This window comes from Seonamhaeicola sp. ABD4_340 (assembly GCF_056312135.1).
The window spans coordinates 2651033-2668079 of the sequence record NZ_CM149981.1; the positions used below are offsets into that span (position 1 = coordinate 2651033).

Here is a 17047-nt window from a genome sequence, read left to right on the forward strand (position 1 = left end):
AAAATCCGCAAGGATTTTCGTAAGTAGGCTTATACTAGCAATTAATTTTATACGTTGTTGTAAAACGTTTTTTAATATTCAGACTCTTTTTTTATTTTTCCATCGTCAGAATATTTTTTCCATTTTCCGATTTTCTTGTCATTAAGCATTTGTCCCTCTGAAAATAAATACCATTTACATAATTTAAAAGAGTATTTATATTTTTTCTCATAAGTCAGAATTTCATAATATTTATTTAAATGCAAAAATTCCTCTATAGTTTTTGCTTTAGTGTCAATTTTCAATGTTTTAGATTCTCGTAAAATATCTCCGTTTCCATCGTACAATTTACAGCTCAGAATGTTTCCATATAAATCGTATTCAGATTCGGTCATTATTTGTCCGCTTTTATAATATTCAATTCTTTTTCCGGTTGAATAGGTATATTCATAATCTCCAAATTCATAGATTATATTAGTTCCTTTTTCTTTTTGATTTCCGTTTTTGAATTTGATGTCAACGACTATTGTTTCTAAAGGTTTTATTTTAGAAGCAATTTTGTCAAACTCCAAAGTGTGTTGTGCAATTGAAAAATTACAAATCAGAAATGAAAATATGATTGTTAAAATGTATTTCATTCAAATGTTTTACAACGGTCTCGTATAACCGTCAGTTACGGATAAATATACGAAGTTTTTCGGTTTAGAACTGACGTTAGCAATTCCGAGTGGATTCGGACGTAGTCGAATCCACCGTAATTGCGGTTATACATTGTTGTAACCAGTTTTTTTATTTAGTTATTTTCTTGATTTTTCTTTTAGTATCCTTTATTGTATTCAAATTGTTTTGAATGTTCTTTTTTGCAATTTCTATAAATCCGATATGAGTTTCACAGTAAAAGTCGTGATTGGGTTCATTCTTTTTTTCTTCGAGATGTAATTCCGATTTTGTTAAATAATCTTTATAAACCCAATATGGTCCATTGTCTTTTATAAATTCTATTGATTTATAAATATCAACTAATGTTGCTAAATCTTTTTTAAATATTGAATGAAGTTCGTTTTTTGGAACACTTTGATAAATGTCCAATTGTAAAGTTTGAAAAATACTTGTAGTAAAAAGGTCAGTTTCTTTCTTTACAAATAAGTTATTCAGTTCAATAAACTTTTCCGTAATTGAATCAAGAGTTTTATTTTGATTATTCAAATCATTAATAATCATTTTCTTCTTTCGTGATAAATCAATTTTTCTCTTTGCCCAACTGATTAATAAAATCAGAGTTTGTCCAATTATGGCTCCTATTAATGCAATCAGAAGAGTTTTTTGGAAAGAAAAAGGCTCTTGAGTTAAAAATATCATTTATCGGTTTTCTTAAATTGGTTACAACGTGTTTGGCTATGGTTTCGTTGCGTGAAAATCCGTTAGGATTTTCCGCCGTAAAACGAAGATAGCAAATTTGCGAGGCCTTTCCGAGAGGAAAGTCAGAAGCAATGAACTATAGCCGTTGTTGGGCTTCGTTATTTTTTTCAACAGTTTGTTGTATTCATATTTGATTTCTCTTCTATAAAATTTCTTACCCTTAATGCTTCCATAAACCATATTTAATTTAGGGAGATATTCAATTGATGTCTCAGAACAACCCCACATAAAGAAATCATCTTCCATTTCATTAGGAAATCTCTCGAATGCATATTTTGATAAATATGGGATTATAATATAACTTTTACCTTTTTTCATGTGTCGTACACCTGATCTACAAACCGCTCCACCGAATGATCCGAATAATCGAATTTTTTTCTTTTTAAATTCACCTTTAACTACGGTCAATACCTCTAAGTCCACTGATTGCCAATATTCATCTTTACCATTGTCATATTCTGATTTAAAGGTTTCGTGAATGGTATCCTCTAAATTGTGAAATATTTTTCCATTGTGTAGGTGGAAATTTTCTTCGATTACTTTAACGAGAAGAATCAATTCAGCGTTTTTTCCAGCTTTAATAAAGTTTCCACCCCATTTACAAGTACATGCAATTGTCAGATTTGAAATCAAAAGCAAAATTATTGTCGAATGCAGTTTTTTCATAATGAAGCCCAACGGTCTCGGCTATGAGTAGTTGCGTGGGTTAGCACTTAACTTTGCAAGCACACACCAAACTGAAAATCCGCGAGGATTTTCAGAAGTAGGCGAGAATAAGCAATTACTTATAGCCATTGTTGTAATGCGTTTTTTATTATTCATCATCTTTCATTGAATCCCAAAAATCGGCATCCAACTTCTTAATTTCTATTGTTTGCTCAACTTGCATTCCAAGTCCATAATCATAGATGTATTCCGCAAGTTGTTTTCCGTCTATCAGTACCAAAGTTGTTGAACCATTCAAGTTATTTGCATATTCAATCGCTCCTTTTGAATAATAAGAAGTCGTAATAAAAACTCCTTTATTTGATTGAGCAACAGCTAATGCACCAACAAATTTTTGAATTTCCTCACGTCCGATTGAACTGTCAATTCTGTAACGTTTAGCTTGAATATGAATCCGTCCAAGTCCAAGAACATCCTCTTTTATTATTCCATCAATTCCGCCATCATTCGAAACTTTTGTCACAAGTCCAGAATTTTCAATTTCTCCGCCATACCCCATTTTTTGAAGTAGTAAAACCACTAATTTCTCAAAAGCAGTTGGTGTTTTGGTCAAAATTGTATTTAGAATTTCTGTATAAACAGATTTTCTTATGTTCGAAAATGAAGAGTAAAGTTTTTCTTGTGGCGTAAGTTCTGAAGAAGATTCATCAATTGTTAATTGTTCTTCTGTTGTTTTTTTCTTTTGTCGTGTTGGCTCTCTTTTTTCAAGTTGTTCCTCAATGTATTTATCAACTTTTTCAGGTGTTTTTAATAATTGAATTCCTGAATCATTGATTTTATACATTCCTCGTTTTGGCTTGTCTAAAAGTCCTGCCATATTCAGATAACTCAACGCCCAAGAAATTCGGTCATAAAAAATATGTCCATTTCCAGAAGGATACATTTCGTTAACTTCCTCATCAGTAAGTCCGAAATGTTCAGATAAAGGTTCAATGAAATCTCGAAGTTTCATTGTTCCGTTTTTATTCAATAATTCCATCACTGGAACTCTTATTTTATCGTGTTTTGGTATTGCCATTTAGTTTGGTCTTAAATGCATTACAACGGTTCGTATATGGAAAGTTGCGTGTTTGTGAGCGGCGATTTTCCGGAGGAAAATCGGAAGCAAGCAAACGAGCAACTTCCATTTGTTTAAGGTAAAACTAGCAATTTTTTATATACAATGTTAGTTTTAGTGCTTTTTTTTGATTGAAAATCAGTCGGTAACCAAATCCGCTCAATTTATTTTTTTTATCAGATTTTGATTGGTTAATCCGCAAGGTTTTTCCAATCCGCAAAAAGCTCAAAATCCGATATAATTTTTTTTTATTCAGCAGAGTGGAAGTCCACAGTAAATTTTATTCATAATTTTAGGGTTTCCGCAACGTTTGTCAAAATCCGCACAGTTATTCACTCCAATTTTAGAGTTTTTAATCCGCAAAATTTTGAAACTCGGCAGTAATCTTTTTCGGAATTGTCTATCTTAAAATTCAAAAAAAAAATTCGAATCTAAGCACCAGGCATTTTTCTAACCGCAAACTTGCTCCAGCATTGAAACTAACGGTCTAGTGTATGAAACGTAGCGTGTAAAAATGTACGAACTTTTCGAATTAGCACAGAGCCGAATTTTTATATTTTGTTTTTAATTTATCATTTTTAAAAGCCAAATTAAAAATTTGGCGGTCTTTGCAAATAAGCACAAACCTTTGGGTTAAGCACTTACTAGCTATGTTTTATACACCGTGTTAGCAGTTGTTTTTATTTTCCAAAAAGTCTTGATAAAAAGCCTTTTTTCTTATTTTTTATTACCCAAACTAATTCGGTTGGATGTCTTTCCGTAAATTGATTCGCACCAAACTTTCCCCAAGCAAAACCATCTTTATTTTTTCCCTTTCTCAAGTCAGCAACAGTCCATTCGTCTCCGTCAAATTTTTTCAGAAAATCTCTAAATTCAGGATTTTTATTTTCAAATTCAGTTTTGGATGAACACAAGTTGTTTTCGTCCCAAATTGTCATAACTGTTTTGTCGTGAATTTCATTCATATGGCATTTGTCTGGGCTTTCATAAAATTCCAACAAATGCTTTAGATATTCATTCAAGTTTTGTGAGTGGACAACAAATACCGCTGGGTCGTGACAAGCAAAGAATACTTTATTCGGTTTTCCATTATCATTCAAGTCCAAAATCCAATGATTTCCAAATCCATCGTGTCCAAGTGTAAGAGAATTTGCGGATAATTCCCAAAATCCGAATTGTCCAATTGAGTCGAAATAAACCATTTCAGGTCCATAACCATCCCAACCTTTGGTTTCTTTAAGTATTTCGATTATTTCGCTGTCAATATTTTTATTTGGGAATTGTTCTTTTAGTTGTTCAATTTCCGAATCAGATAATCCATCTTGAAATTCAAGTTGGTATTTTTCTCCATCTTCGTCTGTAAAGGTGGATTCTTTTAATTTTCCTATTATTTCAAGATTTGTCATATCGTTTTTCTCAAATAACTGCTAACGTGTTTGTATATGGTTTGTTGCGTGGTTTAAACACCTAATTTAGCAAATAAAAACCGAATAGAAAATCCGCGAGGATTTTCGTAAGTAGGCTAGAACTAGCAATAAATTATATACGGTGTTAGCCACTGTGTTTTTTATTCAGTTGTAAATTCTTTTATGTGTTCTCGAATATATTTAATTCGTAAATCGCTAATACTTTCTATGTTTCCTAATTCGTAAAATTCATCATCAAGTTTATTCAAAGGATTGTCTTTATAAGATTCACTGAAACTTTCCATAGTTCCATCATCAAATTCTGCAAGTCGCTCTTTATTTTCTGCATAAATATTATTCGCACGAGAAGTTAGTTCCGCATACTTTTTCGCTCCAATTGTTTTAAATCCGATTTCAGCCATTTTTGCGTACTGTCCACTCGAATTAAAATAGAATTGATTAAATCCACCATTATTCACTTCTCCTTCTATAATCCAAGTCGCCCAAAACCCTTGTTGTCCATTAGTCAGTTTTTGGATATTTGAGAGTTCATTTTCGTAATCGTCTCCAATTATTTCGTAAATATTATCGAAAACAGATTGTTCAAGTTCATCGTCAGGAATGGAATCCAATATTTCTTTAGTCAGAACTTTATGTATTTTTCTGTTTTTCCAATCATCCACAGAATTCAATACTTTTTCGATTTCAAGGTCAACTTCAGATTTCTCTTTTTCTTTTTTACAGCCGAAAAAACTTAATATGGAAGATAGAATCATTATCGTTATTATCTTTTTGTTCATTGGATGGTTACATTGTGGCTAACGGTCTCGTATAACCGATAGTTACGGGATTAAAGTTAATGATTTTCGGTTTAGCACTGACGTTAGCAATTCCGAGTGGATTCGGACGTAGTCGAATCCGCCGTAATTGCGGTTATACATTGTTGTGCATAGTTATTTTTTCCATATGCCAAATTCATTTCTTATCAAACTTAAAAGTTCATTGAAATAAATCAGTTCGTCTATGTCTGGATAATATTTTAAATAACTTTCAGGGTTTCCATAATCAAGTTCGTTTGATGTATTTTCCGTTTTAATTTGAACTCGATAACCAATTCCGTCCATTATTTGTTTAGATTTCCACATTAATTGATATTCTCCGTTAACTAATTCAACATTTCCACGCTCTTTCATTTTATATTTTATTTCAGACATATTCGGCAAGAACTCTACATTGGTTCTTAAAATACTATTCCAAACGAATTCCATATCGTTTTCCGATTTCAGGATTCGTTTTTCAGTTCTTAGTTCCGCTTGTCCTTGAACCTTTGCGTAATGCTGATAAAATTCCGCTGTCCATTTTTTAGATTCGTCTTTGAACATTCTAAAAAGTGATGAATAATTGGTTATTCCACCACCTGCATAAATTCGGATTTCAGAGTCCAAATTCAAGGAATCAGATAGTTTTAAATCAGAATTAATTCCGCTTGTATTTTGTGCAGAAATTTCAATCGAAAATAGAAGTATTAGTAAAATCTGGATGTTTTTCATAATTATGCACAACGGGTTTGTATAAGATTAGTTGCGTGGTTTAAGCACTAAAGTTAGCAAATAAATCACAGATAGAAAGTCCGCGAGGACTTTCGTAAGTAAGCTAGAACTAGCAATTAATTTTATACGGTGTTGTGCACAGTATTTTTCTTTTATTTTCTAGCGTTCAATAACCCTCCAAGAATTACGCAAGACATTCCAATTAGGTATGCTGTATGAAATGGCTCATTGAAAAAAACAATCAAAAATATTGAGGACAAAACTGGTGTTAAGAAAACAAATGGTGCTATAAATGAGGCTTCTCCCATTTTGAGAGCTTTAATCCAAAATATATATGAAAGTCCATTCACTAAAAAACCATTTATAAGAATTGGAATTATAGTGTTTATTTCAGGTATTTTAAACCCCGAAAATATGTTCATAGATATAAATGAAGCAACAGTTGCAGTCAAAAAATATATTGTTAATAGTGAATTATCGTCCATTTCGATTTTTTTACTTAAAACAGAAAATAAGGCAAAGGCGAATGCTCCAAAGAATACGATTAAATCAATATTTAAATTTTCAAATTTAAGTTGCTGGAAATTTCCTTTCGTTAACACAATAAAGACTCCAAAAAAGCCTAAAAGAATGGACGTGGTTTTTGGGAAAGTAAGTTTTTCTTTTAAAATGATAAGCGATAATATAGCAATTAAAATAGGCCAAGAATATTGGACGATGAGAACTTCCATTCCTGGTGCATTCGCATAACCTAAATATAGTAGAACGTAATAAAGATAAGTGCCCAAAAAGCCTAATAATATGGCTTTTAGCCATTTTTTTTTAGAAATTTTACCTAAATGGTTTATCTTTTTTTTATAAATGCCTATTCCTAAAAAAAACAATAATGATGATAGACTAGACCAAAAAAGAAATTGATGGTTATCCAATCCATCTTGCCCTAATTTAGATACAACAGGAATTAATGCCCATAAAAACACACAAACTAAAACGTAAAAGATAGATTTGTTCATACTAGAAAACTTAAGGTTTGAATTTTTTACAAATTTCAGTTTTCAGTAGGACTATAAATATGACAATTAAGGATAGTTATGGTATTATTTGGTATTTAAGTTTAATTCAGCCGATTTTCTATATTCTATTGGTGTTTTTTTAAACTGTTTTTTAAAAGCTTTTATAAAATATGAACTATCAGAATAGCCAAGCTCTGCTACTATTTCTTTAATGCTTAAATTGCTATAACGCAGTATTCTAGAGGCTTCATTTAGTATATAGATTTCCAGAAATTTAGCAGGTGTAAGTCCAGTAATGTTACGAATTGCTAGATTAAGTTTTTTTTGAGAAATTGCCAATGTAGAAGTATAAAAGCTCAACTGTTTCTCGTTGGTGTAATGTACCCTAACAAGTTGCACAAATTGCTCCAATAATTTAGTATTATTTGTATGAGATTGTACAGTGCTTTTTTCTTTTATGTTATTAAATGCATTTATTTTGGTTAGAATAATATGCAGATAATTCTGTATTATGCTTGGTGATGTACTTGTGTTTGTTTTTGAATAATGATTTAATAAATTAAATTCGTCATTTAAGAGACTAATTTCATTAGCAGAAACTTTGATATATGCTTTGTCTATGTTATGAAAAAGAAGTGTAGATCTGTTTTGAAACCTGTCTAATAAACTATCGCAAAAACTAACAACATAACCTTGAACGTCTTTATTGTATGTTATTTTGTGTAAGTAATAAGGTGCTAAAAGAAAAATAGTTCCGCTTGTATAATCATACTTTTTGTTCTCTATTATATGCACTCCTGAACCGTTTTCAATCCAGACAATTTGATAAAAAATATGGCGATGTAGTGATGTTCCATCATTATTTAAGGTTTGGTATCTACCATCAATAATTTTGTCTATTACAATTTTTTTATCATACTTCTTAAGTAATTTTTCAAACTCCTTTTTTATCACTTATTGGTGTTTTTATATTGTGCACAACGGTCTCGTATAACCGTCAGTTACGGATAAATATACGAAGTTTTTCGGTTTAGCACTGACGTTAGCAATTCCGAGTGGATTCGGACGTAGTCGAATCCGCCGTAATTGCGGTTATACATTGTTGTAAAACGTTTTTATTCCACAATAATCGCTTTAGGCAATATTCCTCTACTTTCAAACATAAAACCGAAGTTAGGCTTATTTTCAATTCCATTTAATTCCTCAATTATATTCAGTAATAGTTTTTTCGTTTCGTTTATTTTTTTTGTGCTATCAACATTTATACTAATCAGCTTTTTCTCGTTTTTTAGTGAGTAATTCCTATCATTTGTTGGGTTGAAAAGATGATTTTTCAGAGCAAATTTCAAACTATCAATTGGGAATTTTAGGTTGTAATTTACAGTAATACTATCAGTATTTACATAAAGTACTTCTCTTAATTTGTAATCAAATATACTTTCGCAAAATTGTAATGGTTGGATTTTATAAACTTTGTCTTCAGTTTCCAATTTAAACATAGCATATTCACTTAAACAGTCAGTTTCATCCAAAATTTTTATAACTGCATTGTAATTCTTAAGTGTATCAATATCGTATTCAACTAATTCGTTATCGACCAAACGAAAAGTCATAAAACGTTGAATTGGTTTTTCAATCGCAACTCGTTTTTTTCCGTTATTGTTTTGTCCACAAGCAGTCAGCAGAAGAATTAAAATCAGTATGGATAATGTTGCTCTCAAATGTTTTACAACGGTTCGTATATGGAAAGTTGCGTGTTTGTGAGCGGCGATTTTCCGAAGGAAAATCGGAAGCAAGCAAACGAGCAACTTCCATTTGTTTAAGGTAAAACTAGCAATTTTTTATATACAATGTTAGTTTTAGTGCTTTTTTTTGATTGAAAATCAGTCGGTAACCAAATCCGCTCAATTTATTTTTTTTATCAGATTATGATTGGTTAATCCGCAAGGTTTTTTTAATCCACAAAAAGCTCAAAATCCGATATAGTTTTTGTTTATTCAGCAGAGTGGAAGTCCACTGTAAATTTTATTCATAATTTTAGGGTTTCCGCAACGTTTGTCAAAATCCGCACAGTTATTCACTTTAATTTTAGAGTTTTTAATTTGCAAAATTTTGAAACTCGGCAGCAATCTTTTTCGGAATTGTCTATCTTAAAATTCAAAAAAAAAAATCGAATCTAAGCACTAGGCATTTTTCTAACCGCAAACTTGCTCCAGCATTGAAACTAACGTGTTTGTATAAGATTAGTTGCGTGAATTAAATATTAACTTTAAAAATAAGCAATACAAAAGAAGCACGCAATAAGTTTCCAAAGAGGAAATTATTAGCAATTGATTTTATACTGTGTTGTGTGGCGTTATTATTATGGGTTCTTATGATGAGTCAAAAATGTTTTTAAAAAAAACCGATTTTACATTGGATGAGTGGATATTAAAAATGAAAGCTTGTAATTTTACAGAGTCGTCTGCTATTAAATATTATAGTTCAGAAGATGAGCTTACTAATGAATCTTTGCATAATCCGCAGTCAATACATTTGTATTCTCACGAACAGAACTTAATTATTAACGATTTTATGTTATTGTTCTTTGAAATAAATAATCCAGTACAAATTAAAGATTTAGAAAGAGCTTTTGAAATAGTTAAACGTAAAAAGAAATCCAAATAGGTGATTCTGAATTAATATTATCTGTTTTAATAATTTTTTTAGTTAATTTTAGTTCTAAATCAAACTTTTTGGTCGATGTTTTGTAGTCATGCGTATCGAAGTCAGAAATAACATCTATTGCTTCATTCATGTTTTTAAAATACACGCAATATCTATTTTCAATTTCTTTATATTTCTCGTAAACATCAAAATCAAAAGTCAGATTGTCAATCCGTTTTAATTTTTCGTTTTGGCAGAATAAAAAATATTCAATATCTGCTTTTATTTGTTCTTTTCGGCTTATTATTTTCATAAGTTCAAAATGTTATTATTAACGTGTCTTAAATGACACACAACGGTCTCGGCTATGAGTAGTTGCGTGGTTTAGCGGTTAACTTTGCAAGTACACACCAAACTGAAAATCCGCGAGGATTTTCAGAAATAGGCGAGAACAAGCAATTACTTATAGCCATTGTTAGGCAACGTTATTTTGTTTTAATCGGAATCGACAATTCAATATTTGTTCCTACAGCTTTTTTGTCAGCAGTTTTGGTAGGAATAAATTTAGGCAGTGATTCTATTATTTTTTTAATTTCTTTTCTCGCTTGGTTTCCACCTGGAATTGAGTTCAAGGTTTCCACGTTAGTTACATATCCAGTTTTCGCAATGTTTACCTTATATTTTAGGATTCCGTCTTCTTTTGGTGGTTTGATATTTGCAGTTTTCAATTTCTCAATAACATAGGAATGAATAGATTTCATTGTACATTCAGTTATTTTATCCTTATCTGCTTCATTTTCACAACCGACGTATGATAATGGTTGAACAAGTGATTCAGCTTCTTCTTTGTTCGGTAAGCAAATTCCTTTAATCCCTTGTTTGCTTGTTATAGCAACAAGTCCCAATCCTTTTTTGTAATAACGTTTTTCTTTAGTGCCATTTGAGTATTTGTTTTCAACTACAATTAGGTTTTCATAGTTACAATAAGGCGTCTCAAAACTTCCGTCAATTTCGGCAACTTTTCCAGTCTCCCATTTGATTCCTTTTTGAGGTTTTGCAATTAAAAGTATCTGTTCTGTTTTCTTAACCTCGTTATACATAAAAATTGTGTCATTTTGATTTCTCAACAATAGGTCATATACGGTTCCATTTCTAAAATCTTGCTCATATTTGAAATATTCTTTTCCGTCGATTTCTATTTTTTCAGTTACTTTTTCCACATAAAATGCATTTCCCCAAGTGATATGTTTTTCAAATCCGATTTGAAGTGGAAAATAACTTTCTCCGAAACTTTTGTCACAAAATTCGCTTTGTCCGAAAATCAAAATAGGTAGAATTACTAATAATAAAAATATTGTTCTTTTCATTCGTTGATTTGGTTTTAATGTTGCCTAACGGTTAACGGCTAGAAATTCGTTGCGGAAAAATCCGCAGGATTATTCCGCCGTAGAACGAATTTAGTAAAAAGAAATGAATTTTCGGAAGAAAATTCAGTCGCAATGATTTTTAGCCAATGTTGTTTTTAGTAGCGGCCCACAAGAGTGAGCAGAGTCAGTTTGCGTGTCTGTTATTTTATCCGCAGCGTTTATTTAGTCGGCAATTTATTGGTCGGCTACATTTTTTATCCAAAACTTTAATTTTTAGCTTTCAGATTTGTTTTTTTTAAAATCCGCAACAGTAGTTTTTCGCGCAAAATTTTAAGTTTTAAAGAATCCGAGTGATTATCGGTTGCAGTTTTTTTCAGCGTTTTGCTGAAAGTCGGTCGCAGTTGAGTGATCAAGTTTTAACCGGCATTTTGTGAATCGGATTTTTTTTAAAGAGTTCGAGTGAGCGTCGGCCGCTATTGAAAGCAACGGTTACGTATATGAAATGTTGCGTGTTTGAGTGCGAGGATTTTCCGAAGGAAAATCAGACGCTAGAAAACAAAGCAACTTCCATTGGTTAAGCACAAAATAGCAATTTTTTATATACAATGTTGCCAACCGTTTTTTATTTATCAGATTTAATATTATCAATTATGGAATCAGTTTTTAAATTTTTATCAGTTGTTTGGTCATTAGTTTGTTCAAAGGATTTTTGGCTTTCGTTATTTTCTGGTGCATTAGGTTTTTGGTTATCGACTTTATTTTTTTGAAATAAAACACCACCTATGAAACCTAATAAAGCAATTAATAGATATTTTAAAATTCCAAGTTTTATTTCTCGGGATTGTATTAAATATTTTTTAGTTCCCCACTTAAATTTTAATAGTTGAAATGGATTTAGACTTAAATATATTTTTCTCGGTTCGTTATGTTGTCCGATGTAATTCAGAACGTAATTATGTTTTACAGGAACAAACTCGATTGGGTCAGAAGATATTTTTTCTAAATCAAAATCCGATTTGTTTTTGGGATTAGAAGTGTTAAAAATCTGTCGTGAATTAAATTTCACACGTTGCAGTTTTCCATATTCGATTAGGATTTCACAATCTGTAAATCCAACTACGTCTTTTGCATATTTTCCTTTAAATTTCAATTCAGATTACGGTTTTCTCAAATGGTTGGCAACGGTCTCGTATAACCGTCAGTTACGGGTTAAAGTACGCAAATTTTTCGGTTTAGCACAGACGTTAGCAATTCCGAGTGGATTCGGACGTAGTCGAATCCGCCGTAATTGCGGTTATACATTGTTGTGTGTAGTTTTTTTTAATCGGTTAATTATTTTTCTTACTCTACTTTCTACATTTTTCCAATCCCATAATTCTGGGTTCCCGAATTCAGGGTATGTACTTTTCCAACCCTCAGCTCGTTTTTTTGAATTTACAGAAACTCTGCATTCGATTTCGTTCTCTCCTTGTCGCAAGTCAAGTTGAATAAAGATTATAGCCCAACCATCTATTTTATATCGAAAAGTTTTTCCGTTACAATATTTTGGATTAAGCTCTATTTTTGTCGTAAAGAACTTGCCTTTTGATTCAGGGTTATAAATTCCAAACCCAAAATGTTTTTTTCCATTCGTGATTCCATTGTCAAAATAGCTTTGAAATTCAGATGTAGAGTTTATCCGAATAATTTCTTTTTCCATTTCAGAATCAGATTCATAGAATTCGGTTTTTGAGTCCGAAAGAATGTATTCAATCAGTTCAAAAAGTTGGGTTTTATCTATGATATCTGTTCTCTGCATTAGTTTTTCTCAAATTACACACAACGGTTTGTATATGGTTTGTTGCGTGGTAAGGTAACAAATTTAGCAAGTACAAACTTAATAGAAAATCCACAAGGATTTTCGTAAGCAAGCTATAACTAGCAATAAATTATATACGTTGTTACCACACGTTTTTTTATTATAATTCTATTTTAAAAATAACTTTAATTAAATACAAAATCAAAGCAAGAATGACACCTCTAATAATAAGCCACATTTCTTTTGATATAGTTGATTTAGTGCTTCTTTCGAGTATTATTTTCAACCTAGGAAGATTGTACCAACTATCAAAAAAACCTAAACAATCATAAACAAATTCACGTTTACTTATGTCAGTTAAAGATTTAGCCCATTTTTTAAGTCCGACAACACTCGCTTTACGACCTTCAGTCGTTAATGAGTATTTATTTTGTCCGATTTTTTCCGCTAATCCGCACGCAATTAGTTTGTCCATCGATTCCTTTTGTTTTTCGTGCCAAGGTCTTTCTTCTGGAAAACTAGCTTTAGTAAAAGAAAAGTCATATTCTTTTAATTGGTTAAATAATTCTATTACTGTCATTTGTTAAATGTGTGGTAACGGTCTCGTATAACCGTCAGTTACGGTTTTAAAGTTAATAATTTTCGGTTAAGCACAGACGTTAGCAATTCCGAGTGGATTCGGACGTAGTCGAATCCGCCGTAATTGCGGTTATACATTGTTGTAGGTAGTTTTTTATTTTTCATTCAGTTTGTCAAAATATTTTTTCCGATAAAACTTATTCACATCTCTTTTTATAGTGTCTGTTTGTGATTTTACAATATAAAATTCAAAATCAGAGTCAGTTTTCTTAAACAAAGAATCGCCAACATTCAGTTTTTCGTGTATAAAAAAAGGAACTTGTTTTTCCCATTTATTGTCAATTAGAATCGGTCTTGTTCGTCCGTTATCTTTTTCAGGTAATAAGCTTGTTATTTTTCCAGAGTACGAGTTATTTCTGATTTTTTTATATTCTTTTTCAAGAAAGCTTTCCGAATTGTTCTGAATTAATGAGATAGAAATAATTACAATAAAAATTGGAATAAACACCAATGCAAGACTTTTTCGTATTGTCCTTTCTTGTTTTTTCAATTCATTCTTGTTTTCCATTCTCGTTGGTCAAATTACCTACAACGGTTCGTATATGGAAAGTTGCGTGTTCGTGAGCGGCGATTTTCCGAAGGAAAATCGGAAGCAAGCAAACGAGCAATTTCCATATGTTTTAGGTAAAACTAGCAATTTTTTATATACAATGTTGGTTTTAGTGCTTTTTTTTGATTGAAAATCAGTCGGCAATCAAATCGGCACAATTTATTTTTTTTATCAGATTATGATTGGTTAATCCGCAAGGTTTTCCAATCCGTAAAAAGCTCAAAAACCGATTGAATTTTTGTTTATTCCGTAGAGTGGAAGTCCACAGTAAATTTTATTCACAATTTTAGGGTTTCCGCAACGTTTGTCAAAATCCACACAGTTATTCACTCCGATTTTAGAGTTTTTATCTGCAAAATTTTGAAACTCGGCAGCAATCTTTTTCGGAATTATCTATCTTAAAATTCTAAAAAAAATTTCGAATCTAAGCACCAGGCATTTTTCTAACCGCAAACTTGCTTCAGCATTGAAACCAACGGTCTCGGCTATGGTTTCGTTGCGTGAAAATCCGCGAGGATTTTCCGATTAAGAAACCAAGATAGTACAAGTGCGAGGATTTTCGGCAGAAAATCCGAAGCAATGAACTATAGCCATTGTTGTGCATAGTTTTTATTATTTCAATAGTTTTTCAGTTCTATTCATATTTGGATATTCACGAACAAACTTAATCAGAACAGAATCCCCTAATTTGATAGTTTCAAATTTTCTTGAGTCAGGTATTGTCAGACTGGATTTGTAGTTCAATCCATTATAATTAAATCTAGTTATTACGTAAGGCGATGTTTTGGCTCCATATTTTTTTTCAACTACACTTCCATTTGTCAAGATTCCATCGTCGTCAATCCAATTTTGAATTCGGGAAGAGTTGAAATAAAGAATCAGAAAGAAAGATATCGCTATACCTAGCGATAAATTCACTATCAATTTCCTTTTCTTTTTTGGTAATATTTCAGTCAGAATACCGAAAATAATTGCAGTATTCGCTAAATGGCAAATTCCAAGTAAAACAAAGAATTTCATAAATTCCAATTCTTTGTACCAGAAAAAGTATAGAGCTAATTCTAAACTAATTATTATAATTCCGAATACAATTAATACTTTTTTCAATTAGTTCAGGTTTTGATTGGGTCAAATTATGCACAACGGTTCGTATATGGAAAGTTGCGTGTTTGTGAGCGGCGATTTTCCGTAGGAAAATCGGAAGCAAGCAAATGGGCAATTTCCATTTAGTTTAAGTAAAACTAGCAATTTTTTATATACAATGTTAGTTTTAGTGCTTTTTTTTGACTGAAAATCAGTCGGCAACCAAATCCGCTCAATTTATTTTTTTTATCAGATTTTGATTGGTTAATCCGCAAGGTTTTTCCAATCCGCAAAAAGCTCAAAATCCGATATAATTTTTTTTTATTCAGCAGAGTGGAAGTCCACAGTAAATTTTATTCATAATTTTAGGGTTTCCGCAACGTTTGTCAAAATCCGCACAGTTATTCACTCCAATTTTAGAGTTTTTAATCCGCAAAATTTTGAAACTCGGCAGTAATCTTTTTCGGAATTATCTAACTTAAAATTCTAAAAAAATTTCGAATCTAAGCACCAGGCATTTTTCTAACCGCAAACTTGCTCCAGCATTGAAACTAACGGTTTAGGCTATGAGTAGTTGCGTGGGTTAGCACTTAACTTAGCAAGTATACACCAAACTGAAAATCCGCAAGGATTTTCAGAAGTAGGCGAGAACAAGCAATTACTTATAGCCATTGTTGTGCATAGTTTTATTCATTACAATTTGCAATAAGAAATTTCAAATTAGCACTTTCAAAGCAATTTAATACTCTCTTCTCGCCTTTATAGCCATTACTAGAACCAATTATATTAAATTTTTTGTTATTGGTAGAGTAAACGAATTGCATATCTGTAATCAATTTAGAAAAACCCATATTCCAAACTTCTTTTTTAAGTTTGACACTTACTATGATAACAGAATCAGATGGAAAACCAAGATTCTCAGTATAAACAAAATTTCCGTTATGTTTTCTATTAAGTGCGCTAATAGATTCGATGAAAATATCTTTATAGTTCAATTTTTTTCCTTTCCAAAAAGACGCATAACTATCTTTATGATCTCCTCTTTTTTCCGATTTTGCTAAATTACTTTCATTATCCCAAACAAAGTAAACTTTTTTATCACAGTTTACTTGAGACGATAGTCTTCTAATTTCCTTATTTGATTTACATCCTAATAAAAAGATAACAAATAAATATAAAAATGTATTTTTAAGTTTAGTGGCGTTATTCAATGCTATATTAAGTTAAAATTATGAATTACTCTATTATTTAGAATCATATCATTTTATGTGCGATGTATTCAAATTATGCACAACGGTCTTGGCTATGATTAGTACGGGATTAAATTAGCATTTAATTTCGGATTAAGCGATTAGCCAAAACTTTTTATTTTGTTTTATCTTTTTCTGTTTTAAAGCCAAATCAGAAGATTTGGCGGACTCTTTAAAAATACACTAAACTTTAGATTAAAAACCAAAACCCGTATTAATTATAGCCTTTGTTGTAAAACGTATTTTTTCATCCGATGTTATGAATTCGACCTTTCAGTTTACTCCGATTGAATGAACTCACTCTCGTTTGGTCTTGTTTTTTTATAATTCCATATACAATAACAGGGACGAGTAAAAATCCGCCAACAATATAAATCACATAATGATTCCGACTTCCAGAAAATATTGGATTCAAAAAAAAGAACATTAATGGAGTTCCAATTAAAAAAATCAGTCCCGCTCCAATTTGAGCTAATTTTGATTCTTTCGTGTATAATTCGTCAACGTGAAATTCCGTTTTGATTCCGCAATTTTTACAATTCAGAGTTTTCTTTTCTCCATCTT

The 17047-nt window shown here is 31.3% G+C and carries 19 protein-coding genes; 1 reads left to right on the forward strand and 18 read right to left on the reverse strand.

Features of this window, described 5'->3' with window-relative positions; all coding sequences use genetic code 11:
* Positions 1-71 precede the first annotated feature (71 nt).
* The 10 genes from ACYX4H_RS11460 to ACYX4H_RS11505 form a co-directional block, all read right to left on the reverse strand.
* Entirely contained in the window at positions 72-617 is a 546-nt protein-coding gene (locus tag ACYX4H_RS11460; RefSeq protein WP_476236396.1) for a hypothetical protein, read from the reverse strand.
* 151 nt (positions 618-768) lie between these two features.
* Positions 769-1338, reverse strand: a complete 570-nt coding sequence (locus tag ACYX4H_RS11465) for a hypothetical protein (protein ID WP_476236397.1) — start codon at positions 1336-1338, stop codon at positions 769-771.
* A 36-nt stretch (positions 1339-1374) separates the two neighbouring features.
* Entirely contained in the window at positions 1375-2064 is a 690-nt protein-coding gene (locus ACYX4H_RS11470; protein ID WP_476236398.1) for a hypothetical protein, read from the reverse strand.
* A gap of 148 nt (positions 2065-2212) precedes the next feature.
* Positions 2213-3142 carry a restriction endonuclease gene (locus tag ACYX4H_RS11475; protein ID WP_476236399.1) on the reverse strand — a complete coding sequence of 310 codons (930 nt, stop codon included), beginning with the start codon at positions 3140-3142 and terminating at the stop codon, positions 2213-2215.
* A 719-nt stretch (positions 3143-3861) separates the two neighbouring features.
* Positions 3862-4587: an SMI1/KNR4 family protein gene (locus ACYX4H_RS11480; RefSeq protein ID WP_476236401.1), complete on the reverse strand. Its 726-nt coding sequence runs from the start codon at positions 4585-4587 to the stop codon at positions 3862-3864.
* Between the two features lie 161 nt (positions 4588-4748).
* Positions 4749-5387, reverse strand: a complete 639-nt coding sequence (locus ACYX4H_RS11485; RefSeq protein WP_476236402.1) for a DMP19 family protein — start codon at positions 5385-5387, stop codon at positions 4749-4751.
* A 153-nt stretch (positions 5388-5540) separates the two neighbouring features.
* Positions 5541-6137 carry a hypothetical protein gene (locus ACYX4H_RS11490; RefSeq protein WP_476236403.1) on the reverse strand — a complete coding sequence of 199 codons (597 nt, stop codon included), beginning with the start codon at positions 6135-6137 and terminating at the stop codon, positions 5541-5543.
* Positions 6138-6289: 152 nt separating this feature from the next.
* Positions 6290-7150, reverse strand: a complete 861-nt coding sequence (locus ACYX4H_RS11495; protein WP_476236405.1) for a DMT family transporter — start codon at positions 7148-7150, stop codon at positions 6290-6292.
* Between the two features lie 84 nt (positions 7151-7234).
* Positions 7235-8104: an AraC family transcriptional regulator gene (locus tag ACYX4H_RS11500; protein ID WP_159303973.1), complete on the reverse strand. Its 870-nt coding sequence runs from the start codon at positions 8102-8104 to the stop codon at positions 7235-7237.
* Positions 8105-8265: 161 nt separating this feature from the next.
* Positions 8266-8871 carry a hypothetical protein gene (locus ACYX4H_RS11505; RefSeq protein WP_476236316.1) on the reverse strand — a complete coding sequence of 202 codons (606 nt, stop codon included), beginning with the start codon at positions 8869-8871 and terminating at the stop codon, positions 8266-8268.
* Between the two features lie 643 nt (positions 8872-9514).
* On the opposite strand from ACYX4H_RS11505, the gene ACYX4H_RS11510 reads away from it, so the two are divergent.
* Positions 9515-9817 (forward strand): hypothetical protein, encoded by a 303-nt coding sequence (locus ACYX4H_RS11510; protein WP_476236406.1) that lies wholly within the window; start codon positions 9515-9517, stop codon positions 9815-9817.
* Here ACYX4H_RS11510 and ACYX4H_RS11515 read toward each other — a convergent pair.
* From ACYX4H_RS11515 to ACYX4H_RS11550, 8 genes are all read right to left on the reverse strand, one after another.
* Entirely contained in the window at positions 9792-10109 is a 318-nt protein-coding gene (locus ACYX4H_RS11515; RefSeq protein ID WP_476236408.1) for a hypothetical protein, read from the reverse strand. The two genes, ACYX4H_RS11510 and ACYX4H_RS11515, sit on opposite strands and share 26 nt — an antisense overlap.
* Before the next feature lie 172 nt (positions 10110-10281).
* Complete coding sequence (locus ACYX4H_RS11520) at positions 10282-11163, reverse strand: hypothetical protein (RefSeq protein WP_476236394.1); 882 nt, start codon at positions 11161-11163, stop codon at positions 10282-10284.
* Positions 11164-11785: 622 nt separating this feature from the next.
* Entirely contained in the window at positions 11786-12313 is a 528-nt protein-coding gene (locus ACYX4H_RS11525; RefSeq protein WP_476236353.1) for a hypothetical protein, read from the reverse strand.
* Positions 12314-12457: 144 nt separating this feature from the next.
* Complete coding sequence (locus ACYX4H_RS11530) at positions 12458-12961, reverse strand: hypothetical protein (protein ID WP_476236354.1); 504 nt, start codon at positions 12959-12961, stop codon at positions 12458-12460.
* A gap of 160 nt (positions 12962-13121) precedes the next feature.
* Positions 13122-13541 carry a hypothetical protein gene (locus tag ACYX4H_RS11535; protein WP_476236409.1) on the reverse strand — a complete coding sequence of 140 codons (420 nt, stop codon included), beginning with the start codon at positions 13539-13541 and terminating at the stop codon, positions 13122-13124.
* Between the two features lie 153 nt (positions 13542-13694).
* A complete protein-coding gene (locus tag ACYX4H_RS11540) occupies positions 13695-14090 on the reverse strand; it encodes a hypothetical protein (RefSeq protein WP_476236411.1) in 396 nt (131 codons plus the stop codon).
* 672 nt (positions 14091-14762) lie between these two features.
* The gene (locus ACYX4H_RS11545) at positions 14763-15257 is read right to left on the reverse strand and encodes a hypothetical protein (RefSeq protein WP_476236413.1); all 495 of its coding nucleotides are present in this window, start codon (positions 15255-15257) and stop codon (positions 14763-14765) included.
* A gap of 662 nt (positions 15258-15919) precedes the next feature.
* Positions 15920-16444, reverse strand: a complete 525-nt coding sequence (locus ACYX4H_RS11550) for a hypothetical protein (RefSeq protein ID WP_476236414.1) — start codon at positions 16442-16444, stop codon at positions 15920-15922.
* Positions 16445-17047: the final 603 nt, after the last annotated feature.

Bases quoted from the DNA above. Each gene is read 5' to 3' on its own strand.
- ACYX4H_RS11460 (WP_476236396.1), bottom strand. From the start codon at position 617: ATGAAATACATTTTAACAATCATATTTTCATTTCTGATTTGTAATTTT.
- ACYX4H_RS11465 (WP_476236397.1), bottom strand. From the start codon at position 1,338: ATGATATTTTTAACTCAAGAGCCTTTTTCTTTCCAAAAAACTCTTCTG.
- ACYX4H_RS11470 (WP_476236398.1), bottom strand. From the start codon at position 2,064: ATGAAAAAACTGCATTCGACAATAATTTTGCTTTTGATTTCAAATCTG.
- ACYX4H_RS11475 (WP_476236399.1), bottom strand. From the start codon at position 3,142: ATGGCAATACCAAAACACGATAAAATAAGAGTTCCAGTGATGGAATTA.
- ACYX4H_RS11480 (WP_476236401.1), bottom strand. From the start codon at position 4,587: ATGACAAATCTTGAAATAATAGGAAAATTAAAAGAATCCACCTTTACA.
- ACYX4H_RS11485 (WP_476236402.1), bottom strand. From the start codon at position 5,387: ATGAACAAAAAGATAATAACGATAATGATTCTATCTTCCATATTAAGT.
- ACYX4H_RS11490 (WP_476236403.1), bottom strand. From the start codon at position 6,137: ATGAAAAACATCCAGATTTTACTAATACTTCTATTTTCGATTGAAATT.
- ACYX4H_RS11495 (WP_476236405.1), bottom strand. From the start codon at position 7,150: ATGAACAAATCTATCTTTTACGTTTTAGTTTGTGTGTTTTTATGGGCA.
- ACYX4H_RS11510 (WP_476236406.1), top strand. From the start codon at position 9,515: ATGGGTTCTTATGATGAGTCAAAAATGTTTTTAAAAAAAACCGATTTT.
- ACYX4H_RS11515 (WP_476236408.1), bottom strand. From the start codon at position 10,109: ATGAAAATAATAAGCCGAAAAGAACAAATAAAAGCAGATATTGAATAT.
- ACYX4H_RS11520 (WP_476236394.1), bottom strand. From the start codon at position 11,163: ATGAAAAGAACAATATTTTTATTATTAGTAATTCTACCTATTTTGATT.
- ACYX4H_RS11530 (WP_476236354.1), bottom strand. From the start codon at position 12,961: ATGCAGAGAACAGATATCATAGATAAAACCCAACTTTTTGAACTGATT.
- ACYX4H_RS11535 (WP_476236409.1), bottom strand. From the start codon at position 13,541: ATGACAGTAATAGAATTATTTAACCAATTAAAAGAATATGACTTTTCT.